Source organism: Streptomyces sp. CHD11, from assembly GCF_018638295.1.
Taxonomy (GTDB): Bacteria; Actinomycetota; Actinomycetes; order Streptomycetales; family Streptomycetaceae; genus Streptomyces.
The window spans coordinates 42,863-59,338 of the sequence record NZ_JABTTS010000016.1 but is presented as its reverse complement, the minus strand read 5'-3'; the positions used below and the strand labels follow the sequence as shown (position 1 = coordinate 59,338).

General features: G+C 72.3%; 16 protein-coding genes. 9 read left to right on the top strand and 7 right to left on the bottom strand.

The window, feature by feature from the left end; translation table 11 throughout:
• Positions 1–68 precede the first annotated feature (68 nt).
• The 5 genes from HTV45_RS18190 to galU all read right to left on the bottom strand — a co-directional run bounded on the left by HTV45_RS18190 (position 69) and on the right by galU (position 4,204).
• Positions 69–752 (bottom strand): GNAT family N-acetyltransferase, encoded by a 684-nt coding sequence (locus HTV45_RS18190; protein WP_215206920.1) that lies wholly within the window; start codon positions 750–752, stop codon positions 69–71.
• Positions 749–1,291 (bottom strand): molybdenum cofactor biosynthesis protein B, encoded by a 543-nt coding sequence (locus tag HTV45_RS18185; protein ID WP_215206855.1) that lies wholly within the window; start codon positions 1,289–1,291, stop codon positions 749–751. Before HTV45_RS18185 ends, HTV45_RS18190 begins: the two co-directional genes overlap by 4 nt.
• On the bottom strand, positions 1,288–1,863 hold the full coding sequence (gene moaC, locus HTV45_RS18180) for a cyclic pyranopterin monophosphate synthase MoaC (RefSeq protein WP_215206854.1): 576 nt from the start codon (positions 1,861–1,863) through the stop codon (positions 1,288–1,290). The genes HTV45_RS18185 and moaC overlap by 4 nt, the downstream gene beginning before the upstream one ends.
• An 86-nt stretch (positions 1,864–1,949) precedes the next feature.
• Positions 1,950–3,272, bottom strand: coding sequence for a gephyrin-like molybdotransferase Glp (gene glp / locus HTV45_RS18175; protein ID WP_215206853.1), 1,323 nt, complete (start codon positions 3,270–3,272; stop codon positions 1,950–1,952).
• Positions 3,269–4,204 carry a UTP--glucose-1-phosphate uridylyltransferase GalU gene (gene galU, locus HTV45_RS18170; RefSeq protein WP_215206852.1) on the bottom strand — a complete coding sequence of 312 codons (936 nt, stop codon included), beginning with the start codon at positions 4,202–4,204 and terminating at the stop codon, positions 3,269–3,271. The genes glp and galU overlap by 4 nt, the downstream gene beginning before the upstream one ends.
• Positions 4,205–4,296: 92 nt before the next feature.
• Here galU and HTV45_RS18165 point away from each other — a divergent pair, with 92 nt between their 5' ends.
• Entirely contained in the window at positions 4,297–4,944 is a 648-nt protein-coding gene (locus tag HTV45_RS18165; RefSeq protein ID WP_215206851.1) for a 5-formyltetrahydrofolate cyclo-ligase, read from the top strand.
• Between the two features lie 59 nt (positions 4,945–5,003).
• Here the strand turns inward: HTV45_RS18165 and HTV45_RS18160 are convergent, their stop codons facing one another.
• The gene (locus HTV45_RS18160; RefSeq protein WP_215206850.1) at positions 5,004–7,811 is read right to left on the bottom strand and encodes a penicillin acylase family protein; all 2,808 of its coding nucleotides are present in this window, start codon (positions 7,809–7,811) and stop codon (positions 5,004–5,006) included.
• Positions 7,812–8,049: 238 nt separating this feature from the next.
• Here HTV45_RS18160 and HTV45_RS18155 point away from each other — a divergent pair, with 238 nt between their 5' ends.
• The 6 genes from HTV45_RS18155 to mscL all read left to right on the top strand — a co-directional run bounded on the left by HTV45_RS18155 (position 8,050) and on the right by mscL (position 14,098).
• Entirely contained in the window at positions 8,050–9,585 is a 1,536-nt protein-coding gene (locus HTV45_RS18155; protein ID WP_215206849.1) for a potassium/proton antiporter, read from the top strand.
• A 235-nt stretch (positions 9,586–9,820) separates the two neighbouring features.
• A complete protein-coding gene (locus tag HTV45_RS18150; protein WP_215206848.1) occupies positions 9,821–11,107 on the top strand; it encodes an MFS transporter in 1,287 nt (428 codons plus the stop codon).
• 67 nt (positions 11,108–11,174) lie between these two features.
• Positions 11,175–11,534 carry an FmdB family zinc ribbon protein gene (locus HTV45_RS18145; protein WP_215206847.1) on the top strand — a complete coding sequence of 120 codons (360 nt, stop codon included), beginning with the start codon at positions 11,175–11,177 and terminating at the stop codon, positions 11,532–11,534.
• Positions 11,535–11,611: 77 nt separating this feature from the next.
• Positions 11,612–12,454, top strand: a complete 843-nt coding sequence (locus HTV45_RS18140; protein ID WP_215206846.1) for an S-methyl-5'-thioadenosine phosphorylase — start codon at positions 11,612–11,614, stop codon at positions 12,452–12,454.
• Between the two features lie 522 nt (positions 12,455–12,976).
• Positions 12,977–13,492 (top strand): hypothetical protein, encoded by a 516-nt coding sequence (locus HTV45_RS18135; protein WP_308309702.1) that lies wholly within the window; start codon positions 12,977–12,979, stop codon positions 13,490–13,492.
• A gap of 135 nt (positions 13,493–13,627) precedes the next feature.
• The gene (mscL, locus tag HTV45_RS18130) at positions 13,628–14,098 is read left to right on the top strand and encodes a large conductance mechanosensitive channel protein MscL (RefSeq protein ID WP_215206844.1); all 471 of its coding nucleotides are present in this window, start codon (positions 13,628–13,630) and stop codon (positions 14,096–14,098) included.
• Positions 14,099–14,165: 67 nt separating this feature from the next.
• Here the strand turns inward: mscL and HTV45_RS18125 are convergent, their stop codons facing one another.
• The gene (locus HTV45_RS18125) at positions 14,166–14,342 is read right to left on the bottom strand and encodes a hypothetical protein (protein ID WP_215206843.1); all 177 of its coding nucleotides are present in this window, start codon (positions 14,340–14,342) and stop codon (positions 14,166–14,168) included.
• 44 nt (positions 14,343–14,386) lie between these two features.
• Between HTV45_RS18125 and HTV45_RS18120 the strand changes: the two genes are divergently transcribed.
• Both HTV45_RS18120 and HTV45_RS18115 read left to right on the top strand, forming a co-directional pair.
• Positions 14,387–15,412, top strand: coding sequence for a P1 family peptidase (locus HTV45_RS18120; RefSeq protein ID WP_215206842.1), 1,026 nt, complete (start codon positions 14,387–14,389; stop codon positions 15,410–15,412).
• 271 nt (positions 15,413–15,683) lie between these two features.
• Entirely contained in the window at positions 15,684–16,430 is a 747-nt protein-coding gene (locus tag HTV45_RS18115; protein ID WP_215206841.1) for a DUF6227 family protein, read from the top strand.
• The last annotated feature ends 46 nt before the right edge of the window (positions 16,431–16,476 follow it).

Sequence of the window (16,476 nt, the reverse complement as noted above, 5' to 3'; positions counted from 1 at the left end):
AGAGGGCCACCCGAACCGGGAATTCCGCGCCCGACGCGGTCACCATTCGCTCAAATTCGAACGTTTATTCAATTACCTGGACCGTGCGGGATTCCACGATGCCGGCGTTCGTGTCCGGGCAGCTCGTGGCCGGACGGCTCCTGGGAGCGTGCCCGGTGCCACCGGGCGAGCAAACCGTCGGGGGCCTCCTCCGCCGTGAGCGCGAAGACAAGATGGTCCCGCCAGGCCCCGTCGATGTGGAGATAGCGCGGACGCAGCCCTTCCTCGCGGAATCCGAGTTTCTCCACGACCCTGCGGCTCGGCCCGTTCTCCGGGCGAATACAGACCTCGATGCGGTGCAGTCCGACCGAGCGGAAACAGTGGTCGACGACCATCGCCACGGCCGTCGGCACCACTCCCCGCCCGGCCACCGACTCGTCCACCCAGTAGCCGACATGGCCCGAGCACATCGACCCCCAGGTGATCCCGGCGACCGTCAACTGCCCGACGAGGCGCCCCTGGTACTCGATGACGAAAGGCAGCATCCGCCCGGCGGCCGCCTCCGAACGCAGATGGCGGACCATCTGACGGTAGGTCGGACGGTGGGTGAGGGGACCGCCGGGCGTGGGCGGCGGGACGGTCGCCTCCCAGGGCCGCAGCCAGTCCCGGTTGCGCCGGTTGACCTCGCGCCAGGCCCTCTGGTCGCGCAGCTTTATCGGCCGGAGGACGATGTCGCCGTCGACCAGCTCGACCGGCCAGTACGGGCTGTTCAGCTCGCACCCCCGTCACTGGCGCCGGGCCGGGGGTGGTCCCCGCCTCGCAACTGGTCCACGGCATGCCTCAGCAGCGGCTCCAGGACGGCCAGGCCGTCCTTCACCCCGCCGCCGGAACCGGGCAGGTTGACGATCAGCGTGCCGCCCGCGACTCCGGCCAGCCCCCGGGAGAGGGCGGCCGTGGGCACCTTGTCCCGGCCGTGCGCGCGGATGGCCTCCGCGATGCCGGGCACCTCGTGGTCGATGACCCGGCGCGTGGCCTCGGGGGTGCGGTCGGTGGGCGAGATGCCGGTTCCGCCGGTGGTGACGATGACGTCGTACCCGGCGTCGGCGCCCGCGCGGAGAGCCGCTTCCACGGGGTCGCCGTCGGGGACCACCTGCGGGCCGTCGACCGCGAAGCCGAAGCTCCGCAGCCCCTCCGCGAGCAGGGGGCCGCCCCTGTCCCGGTACACGCCGGCCGCGGCCCGGTTCGAGGCCGTGACCACCAGCGCGCTGTACGGGGCGGACAGCGCGCCGCCGGCGGTCGCGTCGAGTGTCATGCCCGGCTCCAGTCGCCCGACTTGCCGCCCGTCTTCTCCTCGACCCGCACGTCCGTGATGACCGCCTCCTTGTCGACCGCCTTGACCATGTCGATCACGGTGAGCGCGGCGACGGAGACCGCGGTGAGCGCCTCCATCTCCACGCCCGTGCGGTCCGTCGTCCTCACCGTCGCCGTGATCTCCACGGCGTCGTCCGTGACCGACAGGTCCAGTTTCACACCGGACACCGACAGCGGATGGCAGAGCGGGATCAGGTCGGGGGTCCGTTTGGCTCCCATGATGCCCGCGATGCGTGCGGTGGCCAGCGCGTCGCCCTTGGGGACGCCCTCGCCGCGCAGCAGCTCGACCACGCGCGGGGCGACCAGAACGCGGCCGGTGGCCCGCGCGGTGCGCGCGGTGACGTCCTTGGCGGACACGTCGACCATACGGGCGGCGCCCGCCGCGTCCACATGGGTCAGACGGGGCTGCTCGGAGGGTGCGGAGACTTCCGAGGGCTCGGAAGGCTCCGAGCCCTCGGAAGGCTCCGAGGGCTCGGAGGGTCCGGGGGTCGCCCCCCGGGATGGCACGGTCATGATCGTGTGACGCTCCCGGTCCGGGCCCGTCGCGGTGCGGCGCACGGGCCTGCTGTGCGCGACACGGTACCGCCAACGGGACCCGCTCAGCCGAGCAGGACCACCTGGACCTCGGTGCCGGGTGCCACGGACTCGGTGCCCTCGGGGACGACGATCAGCGCGTTCGCCTGCGCGAGGGCGGCGACGAGGTGGGATCCGGCGCCGCCCACCGGTGTCACCGCGCCGTCGGTGTACCGGCCGCGCAGGAACTGGCGGCGGCCCTTCGGCGAGGTGAGCGCCCGGTCCGCGGTGAGCTTCGCGCGCGTTCTCGGCCGGTGGACGTCGGCCAGACCCATCAGGGTGCGGATGGCGGGGCGGGCGAACAGTTCGAAGGAGACATAGGAGGAGACCGGATTGCCGGGCAGGGCGAGGAGCGGGGTGTGGTCGGGCCCGATGGAGCCGAAGCCCTGGGGCTTGCCCGGCTGCATGGCGAGCCTGCGGAAGTCGACGCCGCTGCCGGGCTCGTCCTCGTCCCCCGCGTACGACAGCGCCTCCTTGACGACGTCGTACGCCCCGACGCTCACACCGCCGGTGGTGACCACGAGGTCGGCGCGCACCAGCTGGTCCTCGATGGTGTCCCGCAGGGTGGTGGCGTCGTCGGCGACGGCCCCCACACGGTAGGCGATCGCGCCGGCGTCCCGTGCGGCGGCGGTGAGGGCGAAGCTGTTGGAGTCGTAGATCTGGCCGGCGCGCAGTTCCTCGTCGGGCTGGACGAGTTCGCTGCCGGTGGAGAGCACCACCACGCGCGGGCGCGGGCGCACCCGCACGGTGCCGCGGCCGATCGCGGCCAGCAGGGAGATCTGCGCCGGGCCGAGGACGGTGCCGGCCTCCAGGGCGCGGTCGCCGGCTTGGACGTCGCTGCCCTGGGCGCGCACATGGGCGCGGGCGCGGGCCGGGCGGTACACGTGGACCTGTCCGGCGGCGCCCTCGGGGGCGAGGCTGCGGGCGCGCATTCCGGTGGCGGGGCCCTCGCCGAGGCCTCCGTCGGTCCACTCGACGGGGACGACGGTCTCGGCGCCGGGCGGGAGCGGGGCGCCGGTCATGATGCGGGCGGCCTGGCCGGGGCCGACGTGGAGGAGGTCGGCCTGGCCTGCCGCGACGTCCCCGACGACTTCGAGGGCCGCCGGGTACTGCTCGCTCGCGCCCGCGATGTCCGCGACCCGCACCGCGTAGCCGTCCATGGAGCTGTTGTCGAACGGGGGCAGGGACACCGGCACCGTGATGTCCTCGACCAGGACGCATCCCTGGGCGTCGAGGAGCTGCAACTCGATGGGTTCGAGGGGCCGGACGGTCGCGAGGATGTCGTCCAGGTGCTCGTCCACCGACCAGAGGTGGTCCGGGCCTGCGGTGCGGGGCGCGGCGGTGCTCAATGTTGCTGCATCTCCTCGGTGACATAACGGCGGAGCCAGGTCCGGAAGTCCGGGCCCAGGTCCTCACGTTCGCACGCGAGTCGGACAATGGCACGCAGGTAGTCGCCGCGGTCGCCGGTGTCATAGCGGCGGCCCTTGAAGACGACGCCGTGCACCGGGCCGCCTGACTCCCCCGCGGCGGTATCCGCTGATGTATGTGTGTCGACGAGCTGCTGGAGGGCGTCGGTGAGCTGGATCTCGCCGCCGCGGCCGGGCTCGGTCCTGCGCAGTATGCCGAAGACGGCCGGGTCGAGGACGTAGCGGCCGATGATGGCGTAGTTGGACGGCGCGTCCTGGGCGGCGGGCTTCTCGACCAGGCCGCTGATCTGCACGACGTCGGAGTCGGCGGTGGCCTCGACGGCGGCGGCTCCGTAGAGGTGGATCTGCTCGGGGGCCACCTCCATCAGGGCGATGACACTGCCGCCGAACTGCTGCTGGACGTCGATCATGCGCTGGAGCAGGAGGTCGCGCGGGTCGATCAGGTCGTCGCCGAGGAGGACGGCGAAGGGCTCGTCGCCGACGTGCGGGGCGGCGCACAGCACGGCGTGGCCGAGTCCCCTGGGGTCGCCCTGGCGGACGTAGTGCATGGTGGCCAGGTCACTGGACTGCTGGACCTTGGCGAGGCGGTCGGCGTCGCCCTTCTTCTGGAGCGCGGACTCCAGTTCGTAATTGCGGTCGAAGTGGTCCTCCAGGGGGCGCTTGTTGCGGCCCGTGACCATGAGGACGTCGTCGAGACCGGCGGAGACGGCCTCTTCGACCACGTACTGGATCGCCGGCTTGTCGACGACCGGCAGCATCTCCTTGGGAGTGGCCTTGGTGGCCGGCAGGAACCGGGTGCCGAGACCGGCCGCGGGGATGACAGCCTTGGTGATCCGAGGGTGTGACTGTGACATGCCGGACACCTTATCCGGTGTCTTCGCAGGGAATCTGTGACTCCGCTTCATTACTACTCATATGAACACATTGGGACGGTACGGGAACAGAGTTGGAACACAATGATCGCGCGGACGATCCTGACAAGCGCACACTGCGCCGCGAAGTACTGCACGTGAGGAGCGGGTTGACGGCGGATGACGTGCGGGAGTCCGGGGCCGCTCTGGCCCGCCGGGCCCTCGCGCTGCCCGAACTGGCGCAGGCGCGCACCGTGGCGGCGTACGTCTCCGTGGGGAGCGAGCCCAGCACCCTCGCGCTGCTGGACGCGCTGCGCGCGCGGGGCGTGCGCGTCCTGCTGCCCGCGCTGCTGCCGGACAACGACCTCGACTGGGGCGCGTACACCGGCGAGGGCTCCCTCGCGCCGGTGCGGCACGGCGGCCGCATGGCCCTGCTCGAGCCGGCCGGGGAACGCCTCGGACCCGACGCCGTGACGGAGGCGGACACCGTCCTGCTGCCCGGACTGGCCGTCGACCCGCGGGGAATGCGGCTGGGGCGCGGCGGAGGCTCGTACGACCGTGTCCTCGCCCGGCTGGAGCGCGCGGGCGCGCGTCCGGCGCTGGTGGTGCTGCTGTACGGCTCCGAGGTCGTCGGCCGTGTTCCCGGGGAGCCGCACGACCGGCCGGTGCACGCGGTGGTGACACCGTCCGGCGTACGGCGGTTCGGCCGCCGCGGCGACGGGGCCGCCGGCGAGACCCCCTGACACGCGCTTCGGCCCCCACGCGCGAGGCGTGGGGGCCGAAGCGGCGGCCGCGGCCGGGGTCAGGGCTTGAGCAGCAGCGTGTCGCTCGTGTTCTCCTCGACCGCCTTCTCGGAGAACGGCCACTCCAGCAGCTCACCCTTGGCCCACTTGTCCGTCTGGTCGACGTAGTGCGAGCTGTAGGCGTGTCCGGAGGCGCCGGTGAGGTTGATGTACCGCGACTTGTCCAGGTCGCCGAGGTTGACCACCATGCGCATGGACGGCACCCACACGACTCCGTAGCCGCCCGCGGCGTTCCAGCCGGTCGCGTTGACCGTGGCCTCGCCGCCGCCGAGCTTCCACGGGCCGCGGTTGAGGACGTACCTGAGGAGAGCGGGACCCTCGGTGCCGAGTGTCTGGTTCTTCAGGAACAGGCGGTGCAGCCGGCCCCAGCTCCAGCTGTCGAGGTCCTTGCCGAGCTTGGCGGTCAGCTCCCAGCGGGCGTCGATCATGGCCCGCTTGAACAGGTCGTCACGGTTGTCGGCGCCCGGGCGGGTGCCCCGCTGGGACGTCGTCCACCACTCGCTGTCCTCGTCCTCCTTCAGCGTGCGGACCACCTCGAACCAGCGGTCGCCGCCGTCCGGCTGCGCCTGGTCGGCGGCGCGCTGACCGCACTCGCGGACCTTGCCCGCCTCGTCGGCGGGCCCGGTGGTGTTGACCGGGTCGACCCACAGGCACTGGCCCTCGACCCGCATCTCCTTGGGCAGCTTGTGGCCGAAGGCCAGCTTGAGGATGTTGCGCCACACCGCGTTGAAGTACGCGGCGGCGGCCGACTCGGCGTCCTGGGTGTAGTCCCAGCCCTCCAGCAGCTTCTGCGCCTCGCGCACGTCCTCGTCACCGGTGTCGATCTTCAACAGGTCGGGCACCAGCAGCTTGGCGATGGAGCTGGAGTTGTCGAGCTGCATCTGCCGCATGTCGTCGGTGGAGACCTTGCCGCCGTCCTTGATCTTGGACTGGATCAGGTCGGTGATGCGCCGGCTGCGGGCGCCGTATCCCCAGTCCGTGGTCAGCGTGTACGGGTAGTCCTTGCCGACCACGGCCTGGTTGGCGGTGACGATGTAGCCGCGCTCGGGGTCGAACTCGTAGGGCAGCTCGTCCTGGTCGATCCAGCCGGTCCACCTGTAGTCGGCGTCCCAGCCGGGGGCGGGGAGGGACCCGTCGTGGTCCTCCGCGCGGGTGGGGATCCTCCCGGGCAGCGTGTACCCGATGTGGCCCTCGGTGTCCGCGTAGACGAGGTTCTGCGACGGCACCTCGAAGAGCGTGGCGGCCTCGCGGAAGTCGTCCCAGTCCTTCGCGCGGTTGATGGCGAAGACGGAGTCCATGGTGCGGCCCGGGTCCAGGGCGGTCCAGCGCAGCGCGACGCCGTAGCCGTCGCCCCGGTCGGGGGCCGCGCTGTCGACGGTGGCCTTCTTGCCCGTCCTCACCAGCTCGTCGGAACGGTCGGAGAGCAGCGGGCCGTTCTTGGTCTCGCGGACCACGATCCTGCGCGCCGGGCCGCCGGCGACCTCGATGGTCTCCTCCCGGGTCTCGAACGGCACCACCTTGCCGTCGTACTGGTAGCCGTCTCCGGTGATCTTCTCCAGGTACAGGTCGGTGACGTCGACGCCGGAGTTGGTCAGGCCCCAGGCGATGTCCTGGTTGTGGCCGATTATCACCCCGGGCATGCCGGCGAAGGTGTAGCCCGTGACGTCGTACCGGCACTCCTCGGAGACGCTGCGGCAGTGCAGGCCCATCTGGTACCAGACGGAGGGCAGCGAGGCCGACAGGTGCGGGTCGTTGGCGAGCAGCGGCTGACCGGTGATGGTGTGCTCACCGGAGACGACCCAGGAGTTGGAGCCGATGCCGTCGCCGTTGACGCCGACGGCGGTCGGGAGGTCCTGGAGGATCTGCTGGAGGCCCGTCAGCTGGCCCTCCAGGGAGGAACCCTCGGCGCCGAAGCCGGTGCCGGTGCCGGTTTCCGTACCGGACTCCAAGCCCGTCCCGGTACCCGAACCGTCGCTCTCTCCGTCGCCGTCGGTGTCGCCTTCGCCGGACCCCGGGCCGCCCTGCTCGTAGGCCTCGGTGAGCTCGTCGTACTGGCCCTCCTGGACCACCGGCTTGTTCCGGCCGTACGGGTACGGCGGGTACAGGTCGGCGATCTGCTTCGGGCCGAGGCGGCTGGTCATCAGCGCGCGGTCGATCTCGTCCTGCATGTTGCCGCGCAGGTCCCAGGCCATCGCCTTAAGCCAGGCCACGGAGTCGACCGGGGTCCACTCCCCCGGCGTGTAGTCGTTCTCGAAACCCAGTGCCGCGTATTCGAGGGAGATCTCCTCGCCGCTCCTGCCCTCGAGGTAGGCGTTGACCCCCTTGGCATACGCCTGGAGGTACTTCTTGGTCGCGGGGGAGAGCTTCTTGTCGTACTCCTCCTGGGCGACCCGCTCCCAGCCCAGGGTGCGCAGGAACGCGTCGTTGTCGACCTGGCCCGCGCCGAACATCTCCGAGAGGCGCCCGGCGGTCAGGTGCCGGCGCACGTCCATCTCGTAGAACCGGTCCTGCGCCTGGACATAGCCCTGCGCCATGAACAGGTCCTCGTCGGAGGAGGCGTAGATCTGCGGGATGCCGTGACCGTCGCGTCTGACGTCGACGGTCCCGGACAGGCCCTGGAGGGTGATCGAGCCCTTGGTCTGCGGGAAGGAGGCACGCACGGTGCTGACCGACCAGTACCCCCCGTAGGCGACACCGCCGATCAGCGCCAGCACCAGGACGAGCACGATCAGACGGGCTTTGCGCCCTTTTCTCCTGCCGGACGTGCCGGGTTGCTGACCCGTGGAGGCGGTGGTGTCGGTGGGCATCGCTGTCCTTGCTGTCCTTACGCGAGCGGCAGGTCGGGCTGTGCTTTTAACTGAGCGCTGGAGCAACGATAGGCGCAGGGCCCCTCGCCACTTGACGCGGAGTCGGGAACCAGCCCGGACGGACGTTCGATCATGCCGTGCTCCGCGTCAAGAAAGCGTCAAGAGTTAGGTAAGGTAACGAAGTAGTTTGCCGCGGAAGCGGTGGACCGCGAAGCGATGTACGTGAGCTCACGCGCGGATGCGTCTGGGCGAGGGAAGGAAACGGCCGCTGACTGTCCACCACCTCAACCAGCTCCTGCTCATCTGCTCGGTCGTGCTGCTCGTGGCCGTCGTCGCGGTCCGCATCTCCTCGCGCAGCGGACTCCCCAGCCTGCTCGTCTACCTCGGCATCGGCGTCGCCATCGGCCAGGACGGCATCGGCCACATCTCGTACGACAACGCCGCGCTGACACAGGTCATCGGGTACGCGGCGCTGGTCGTGATCCTGGCCGAGGGCGGACTGGGCACCAAGTGGGGCGAGGCGAGACCGGCCCTGCCCGCCGCCACCGCGCTCGCCCTGGCCGGCGTCGCGGTGAGCGTCGGCGTCACGGCGTCCGCGGCGCACTACCTGGTCGGGCTGGAATGGCGGCAGGCGCTGATCATCGGCGCGGTGGTCTCCTCGACCGACGCGGCGGCCGTCTTCTCGGTGCTGCGGAGAATCCCCCTGCCCGCGCGGGTGACCGGCATCCTGGAGGCGGAGTCCGGATTCAACGACGCGCCCGTCGTCATCCTGGTCGTCGCCCTCTCCGTCTCCGGACCGGTCGAGCACTGGTACGTGCTGCTCGGCGAGGTCCTGCTGGAGCTGGCCATCGGCGCCGCCATCGGACTCGCGGCGGGCTGGCTCGGCGCCTGGGCGCTGCGGCACGTGGCGCTGCCCGCCTCCGGTCTCTATCCGATCGCCGTGATGGCCATCGCCGTCGCCGCCTACGCGGTGGGCGCCACCGCCCACGGCAGCGGCTTCCTCGCCGTCTATCTCGCCTCCATGGTGCTCGGCAACGCCGGACTGCCGCACTGGCCGGCCACCCGCGGATTCGCCGAAGGGCTCGGCTGGATCGCCCAGATCGGCATGTTCGTCCTGCTCGGCCTGCTGGTCACCCCGCACGAGCTCGGCGACGACATCGTGCCCGCGCTGCTCATCGGGCTGGCGCTGACCCTGGTGGCCCGCCCGCTCAGCGTCGTGGCGTGCCTGACCCCGCTGCGGGTGCGCTGGCAGGAACAGGCGCTGATGTCGTGGGCGGGGCTGCGCGGCGCCGTGCCCATCATCCTGGCGACCATCCCGATGGTGAAGGGCGTCCCCGGCAGCGAGCGGATCTTCAACATCGTCTTCGTCCTGGTCGTCGTCTACACCCTCGTCCAGGGCCCGACGCTGCCCTGGCTGGCCCGCCGCCTGCGGCTCAGCGGGGACGCCGGCGCCGCCGACCTCGGCATCGAGTCGGCACCCCTGGAACGGCTGCGCGGGCACCTGCTGTCGGTCGACATCCCGAAGGGGTCCAGGATGCACGGCGTGGAGGTCGGCGAGCTGCGGCTGCCGGCCGGGGCCGCCGTCACCCTCGTCGTACGCGGCAAGGAGTCCTTCGTCCCGCTCCCGACCACGATCCTGCAACACGACGACGAACTCCTCGTCGTCGCCACCGACCCGGTACGCGACGCCGCCGAACGGCGCCTGCGCGCGGTCGGCCGGGGCGGCAAGCTGGCTGATTGGCTCGGCACCGACGGATCACAGGCGGAACGCTGACAGCGTGCCCCTTTTCACAGGCGCACAAGCCCGTTGATCCCCGTGATCACGGTAGGATGCAAGCGACCCAGATCGAACCAACTCTGCCTGACGCAGAGCTGGCGCGACCGTATGGCGGCCGGAACGCCCTGAGCTGTGGCGTCGGTATCTACCGCAGTCAGCGCAAGAGGACAGCTCTCGGCGCCCCCGCACGAATCCGCGCGGTGCGCTACCAGGTGGCAGAAAGGCACGGGCCGTGGCATCCACGGTCACCACGTCGAAGGACTCGGCCACCTCCCGCCCGGGATACGGCCGGCTGCTGCGCACACGCGGCGCGTGGACGTTCCTCCTCCCCGGCTTCGCGGCACGCCAGCCGTTCGCGATGCTCACCCTCTCCATCGTGCTGCTGGTGCAGCACACCACCGGCTCGTACGGGGCGGCCGGCGCCGTCGCCGCCGCCACCGGTGTCTCCATGGCGCTCTTCGCGCCCTACAGCGGCCGCCTCGCCGACCGCCACGGCCAGCGCGCCGTCCTGGTGCCCGGTGTCCTGCTGCACACCCTGTCCGGCCTCACCCTCACCACGCTCGCGCTGACCGGCGCTCCGCTGTGGGCCCTGTTCGCCGCCGCCGTGCCCACGGGCGCCTCGGTGCCGCAGGTCGGGCCCATGGTGCGGGCCCGCTGGGGCGTCAGGCTCAAGGGCTCCCCGCTGCTGACCACCGCCACCGCGTTCGAGTCCGTCACCGACGAGTTCACCTTCGTCGTCGGACCCCTGCTGGCCACCGCCCTGTGCACGACCGTCGACCCGGCCGCCGGCCTGGTCACCGAGGCCGCCCTCACCCTGGTCGGCGGCCTGCTGTTCGCCGCGCAGAAGGGCACACAGCCCGCGGTCGCCACCCGCACGGGCCACGCGCCCGTCCGGCGCGCCTCCGCGCTGCGCGCTCCCGGTGTGCGGGTGCTGATCGTGACCTTCCTCGGCATCGGCTCCGTCTTCGGCGGCATGCAGGTGTCACTGGCCGCGTTCAGCGAGTCGATCGGCAACCCCGGGATGAACGGCGTCCTCTACGGCGTCTTCGCCGCGGGGAACATGCTCGCCGGCATCGCCTGCGGCGCCATCGCCTGGAAGACCGGCCCGCAGCGTCGCCTGGTCCTCGCCTACGCGGGCCTCGCGCTGACCGCCTCCGCCCTGTGGACCGCTCATTCGGCGCTGCTGCTGGGCGGGCTCGGCCTCCTGGTCGGCATGTGCATCGCTCCCGCCCTGATCAGCGGCTACACGCTGGTGGAGGACCTGGTCCCGGCCGGGGCCCGCACCGAGGCCTTCACCTGGCTGACCGGTGCCGTCGCGCTCGGCCAGGCCGCGGCCGTCACGGCCGCCGGCCAGCTGGAGGACAACCTGTGGGACGGCGCCGGGTTCCTGGTGCCGATGGCCGGTACGGTGCTCGCCCTGGCGACGCTGCTGGCGCTGCGGTCGCGGCTGGCCACACCCCCGCGCGGGCGCACCGTCGCACGTGGCGTGAGTCACCGCGAGCCCGTCGCAGTGGACTGAGACCGCGGAATACGTCACTATGGACCGTCGTTAGCACTCATCGAGTGAGAGTGCCAGGAGGAAGACAGTGCCGACCTACCAGTACCAGTGCACCAAGTGCGGCGAAGGCCTCGAGGCGGTGCAGAAGTTCACCGACGACGCGCTGACCGAGTGCCCCGACTGCCAGGGCCGCCTCAAGAAGGTGTTCTCGGCCGTCGGCATCGTCTTCAAGGGCTCCGGCTTCTACCGGAACGACAGCCGAGGCTCCTCGTCGAGCAGCTCCCCGGCGTCGAAGACCTCCGAATCCTCGTCGACGAGCGCCTCGTCGTCGTCCTCGGATTCGGGCTCGTCCTCGTCCTCATCCTCATCCTCGGGTTCGAGCTCGGGCTCGGGCTCGTCGTCCGGTTCGTCCGGGTCCGGCAGCTCGACCAGCACCACCGCCGCGTAGGACCGCTTTCTTACGGGACCCTGTCGTCGACCGACGACGGGGTCTTCGGCGTTTCCGGGTCCGGCTAGGGTGCGGACATGGCGAACATGGCGAACGCCGAGATCGGCGTGATCGGCGGCTCCGGCTTCTACTCCTTCCTCGACGATGTGACCGAGGTCCAGGTGGACACCCCGTACGGGGCGCCCAGCGACTCACTGTTCCTCGGCGAGGTGGCCGGCCGGCGGGTCGCCTTCCTGCCGCGGCACGGGCGCGGCCACCACCTGCCGCCGCATCGCATCAACTACCGCGCCAATCTGTGGGCGCTGAGGTCGGTCGGCGCGCGACAGGTCCTGGGACCGTGCGCGGTGGGCGGTCTGCGGCCCGAGTACGGGCCGGGCACGCTGCTGGTGCCGGACCAGCTCGTGGACCGTACGAAGTCCCGGGAGAACACGTACTTCGACGGGCTGCCGCTGCCCGACGGCACCGTGCCGAACGTGGTCCATGTGTCCCTGGCCGACCCCTACTGCCCCACCGGACGGGCCACCGTGCTGAAGGCGGCGCGGGGCCGCGACTGGGAGCCGGTGGACGGCGGCACGCTGGTCGTGGTGGAGGGTCCGCGCTTCTCCACCCGGGCCGAGTCGCTGTGGCACCGGGCCCAGGGCTGGTCGGTGGTGGGCATGACCGGTCATCCCGAGGCGGCGCTCGCCCGTGAGCTGGAGCTCTGCTACACCTCCCTCACGCTCGTCACCGACCTGGACGCCGGCGCCGAGACCGGTGAGGGCGTCTCCCACGACGAGGTGCTGCGCGTGTTCGCCGCCAACGTGGACCGGCTGCGGGACGTGCTCTTCGGCGCGGTGGCCGCGCTGCCGGTGACCGGTGAACGGGACTGTCTGTGCACGTCGGCACTGGGCGGATGGGACCCGGGGTTCGCGCTGCCGTAGGGCTCCGGCGGGCGGGACGCCTCTCGCGGGCCGGCGGGTGGCGGGCGTGCGCTCGGCGCCCAGGGCCGGGCGTCCGGCGGGCCCTCGACAGGGCGCGTGTGGCGGGCGTGGGCGGCCTGCGTGGGCGGGCGGGCGTGCGCGGCGGGCGTGCGCTGCTTGCGTGGGCGTCGACGGCGGCGGCTCCGGGGCGCCTCCGGGAGGCGCAGGCCCGGTGAGCGGGCGGCTGACGGTCGCGTAGCGGGCGGCTCACTCCCCGGCGGCGGACGGTCCGCCGGGCGCGGACGGCGGAGAGTCCCGTTCGGGTGGCGAGGATTTCCACAGGGCCACGCAGCGTCCACAGGGTCCGGCAGGTCCGGGCCGGAGGACTCATCGTGGGAGCCGCAAGCAGGTCCCTCGTCACAGGTGGTGGTCCCCGTGTCCGTGCCCCGTCGTCCCTCCCCTCTCCGCTCCCCCTCTCCTCTCCGCTCCCCCTCCTCCGGAGTTCCTCGGCCGCCCGGCGCCGATGTGCCTCCCCCGTGCGAGGTGCCGCACTTCGCCCCGGTGCGGGTGCGCGGCGGCCTGCCGCTCGCGGGCCGGCTGGTCCGGCACCGGAGGCGGGCCGTGGCGGCCGGCCTCGCGGTCACGGCGGCGGCGCTCGTCGCGGCGGGCCCCCCGGACGCGGACCGGTCGCGCGGGCACCCCGAGGGGAGCGGCCCTTCCGTCCGAGCCGCCTCGGCGGCCCCGAAGGACCCTTCCGTGCGCCCGCGGGAGGCGGGAAGGACCGTGGACGCACCGGTGCGGATCGCCGACGCGGCCACGGTGCGGCTGCTGCGGCCGGGCGATCTGGTGGACGTGATCGCCGCCGGGGAGACGCTGTCCGGCGGCGAGGCCCGTGTGGTGGCCCGCGGGGCTCGCGTCACCGGGGTGCCGGAAGCGGCGGACGGAGCGGACGGAGCGGACGACGGCGGTGCGCTGGTCGTGCTGTCGGTGCCGCGTTCCACGGCGGCCGGGCTGGCGGGCGCGAGCACCACGGCACGGCTGGCGGTGACCGTGTGGTGAACCGTGCCGTCCCGAGCCCGACGCCCCCGCCGGCCACCTCGTTCGAACGCCGCGACTGGACAGCCCGGCAAGGGTGTGGCGTAGGTTGCGGAGCGCTTTCCGCCGCACGTCACGCACGAGAAATGGGGTCCCGAAGTGAGCGACCGGGAGAAGACAAGTGTCCTGCAGGGCTTCAAAGCCTTCCTGATGCGGGGCAATGTCGTCGATCTGGCCGTGGCCGTGGTCATCGGTGCCGCCTTCACCAGCGTCGTCAACTCGGTCGTGAAGGGCATCATCAACCCGCTGGTGGGCGCCTTCGGCACCAAGAACCTGGACAGTTACAGCTCGTGCCTGAAGGGCCCCTGCGAAGGCGCCGGGGACACCGCGACCGGCGTCAGGATCCTGTGGGGCTCGGTCCTCGGCTCGACACTGCAGTTCGTGATCACCGCCGGGGTCGTCTACTTCCTGATGGTGCTGCCCATGGCGAAGTACCTGGCCCGGGTGGAGGCGCGCAGGAAGGCGAAGGAGGGGGCCCGGGAGGTCGTCGAGATCACCGAGCTGGAAGTGCTCAAGGAGATCCGCGACACCCTCGTCGCACAGCGCGGCTCGGGGCAGGGCGAGCGATAGGGCGGGCGACAGGACGCTCCGCCGGCGGACGGGCCCGGCGAGCGGGGGCGCCGCGCCGGCCGGCGGGTCAGAGGTGGTGGGGCGGCTTCTCGTCGAGGAAGCGCTTGAGATCGGCGGTACTGTCGCCGGACGGGCGCTCGCCCCACCCGCGGTCCGTGTCGTCCGCGGACTGCTGGTCCATCGGGTCGTCGAAGACCAGCGCGGGCCTGGGCTCGTGCGGCCGGGGGTCGGGGGCGGTGTCCATGGGATCCAGGGTACGACCGCGCCCGACCGGGCAGGACTGAGCCCATGACAGCTGACGCTCTGACGGATGTGGCCGGTGTGCGCGTGGGGCATGCCACGTGTGCCGGTGACGGGTGGCTCACCGGTACCACGGTGGTGCTCGCGCCCGAGGGCGGGGCGGTGGCCGCGGTGGATGTGCGCGGCGGCGGACCCGGCACGAAGGAGACCGACGCGCTCGACCCGCGCAACCTGGTGCAGAAGGCCGAGGCGGTCGTGCTGACCGGGGGCAGCGCGTACGGGCTGGACGCGGCGTCCGGGGTGATGGCCTGGCTGGAGGAGCGGGGACGCGGGGTGCGCGTCGGACCGGAGCCCACGCATGTGGTGCCGGTGGTGCCGGCCGCCTGCGTCTTCGACCTGGGCCGGGGCGGTGACTTCCGGGCCCGCCCGGACGCGGGCACCGGTCGGGCCGCGGTCGAGGCCGCGGCGGCGTCCGGGCCGGGCGCGCCGGTCCCCCAGGGCTCCGTGGGCGCCGGCACGGGAGCCGTGGTCGGGCAGCTGAAGGGCGGGGTCGGCACGGCGAGCACGGTGCTGGACTCGGGAATCACGGTGGCCGCGCTCGTGGTGGCGAACGCGGCGGGATCGGTGGTGGATCCCGGAACGGGGGTGCTGTACGGGGAGTTGTTCCAGGGGCGGGTGCGTCACCCGTCGGCGGAGGTGCACGGGGCCGCGCTGCGGCGGCTGGCGGAGGCGTCCGCGCGCAACGCCCCTCCCCCGCTGAACACCACACTGGCGGTGGTCGCCACGGACGCCGGGCTGTCCAAGGCACAGGCGCAGAAGGTGGCCGGCACCGCGCACGACGGCATCGCGCGGGCCGTCCGGCCGGTGCATCTGCTGAGCGACGGGGACACCGTCTTCACCCTGGCCACGGGCGCGCGTCCGCTCGACGCGGCGGACCCGCTCGCCCTGAACGAGGTGCTGGCGGCGGGCGCGGACATGGTGACCCGGGCGATCGTCCGTGCGGTGCGTGCCGCCGGGCCGGTGGACTGCCCGGGCGGCGCGTGGCCGTCGTACGAGGAGCTGTACGGGAGTTGACCGGACAGGCGTGCGACGTGAGGCGTCCCGCGGCAGGTGTACCGGCGTCGGTGAGCGGTCTACCGGGCCGGTGCGGGCGGTGTGAGCCGGGGCGGCGGCGGAAGTGCCGTCCGGACCGGAAGAGTTGCCGTTCCGCGGGAGCGGGTGGGAATTCCTCGCGCGGTCCGGCCGTTTTCCCGTCAGACGTTTTCTCGGTTCCCGGACACGACGTCCGGCCGAGGGGCTACGGTATGCACCCACAAGGTGACATGCAGCAACGCCGGGAGAAACCTTGAGCGTTCCGTACGAGACGGCAGCGTACGAACCACCCGACTCGCCCGAGTCGCCGGAGGAGCAGCTCGCGCGGCTCCTCGGCCGTGCCCTGAACTCGTTCGAGTTGCCGGACGAGACGATCCGCCGGCTGGACTGCGCGCTGGCGCACGACGGTTCGCTGCACTCCGCGCACCACAGCGCTGGACTGCACCGGGAGACGTACCGGCACACCTGGCTGCTCGCCGACGCCTCGGCGGTCACGCTCTGGGAGCTGGTCCACAACACCGCGCCGGGCAGCGAACCGCAGCACGAGATCTACGTGGACGAGGAGGAGTTGCGCACGGCCACGGCCCGGCTGCCGCTTCCGCCGGACACCCCGGACTTCGAACTGCCGGTGACGGTGCAGGTGTCGCCGACTCCGGCGCTGCGGCAGTTGTACGTCCGGGAGGGGTCGGCGGACCACGCGCGCCGCTTACTGCGCCGGGCGGAGAACCCGGACCGGCCGGGCCCGGAGACGACCGCCCTGCTGACCACGGCCTGCGCGCACCGCATCACCCAGGCCTTCGGCCGTCCGGCCCGGGCGGGGCGGCAGGCGCTGTGCTTCTCGCTCTACGAGCACGCGTTCCTGCTGGATGACGGCGTGGAGCTGTCCCTGTGGGAGGTCGAGCACACCCTCACGCCGGACGGCCGGCACATGTGTGAGGTGTACACCAGCGAGGACGCGGCGCGCGACGCGATGGAGCGCCGGGCCGCACAGGTCTCCTGACGCGCTGACGCCCTGACGCCCTGACGCCCTGACGCGCGCCGGGATA

Bases quoted from the DNA above. Each gene is read 5' to 3' on its own strand.
- HTV45_RS18185 (WP_215206855.1), bottom strand. From the start codon at position 1,291: ATGACACTCGACGCGACCGCCGGCGGCGCGCTGTCCGCCCCGTACAGC.
- moaC (WP_215206854.1), bottom strand. From the start codon at position 1,863: ATGACCGTGCCATCCCGGGGGGCGACCCCCGGACCCTCCGAGCCCTCG.
- galU (WP_215206852.1), bottom strand. From the start codon at position 4,204: ATGTCACAGTCACACCCTCGGATCACCAAGGCTGTCATCCCCGCGGCC.
- HTV45_RS18160 (WP_215206850.1), bottom strand. From the start codon at position 7,811: ATGCCCACCGACACCACCGCCTCCACGGGTCAGCAACCCGGCACGTCC.
- HTV45_RS18155 (WP_215206849.1), top strand. From the start codon at position 8,050: ATGCGTCTGGGCGAGGGAAGGAAACGGCCGCTGACTGTCCACCACCTC.
- HTV45_RS18140 (WP_215206846.1), top strand. From the start codon at position 11,612: ATGGCGAACATGGCGAACGCCGAGATCGGCGTGATCGGCGGCTCCGGC.
- HTV45_RS18125 (WP_215206843.1), bottom strand. From the start codon at position 14,342: ATGGACACCGCCCCCGACCCCCGGCCGCACGAGCCCAGGCCCGCGCTG.
- HTV45_RS18120 (WP_215206842.1), top strand. From the start codon at position 14,387: ATGACAGCTGACGCTCTGACGGATGTGGCCGGTGTGCGCGTGGGGCAT.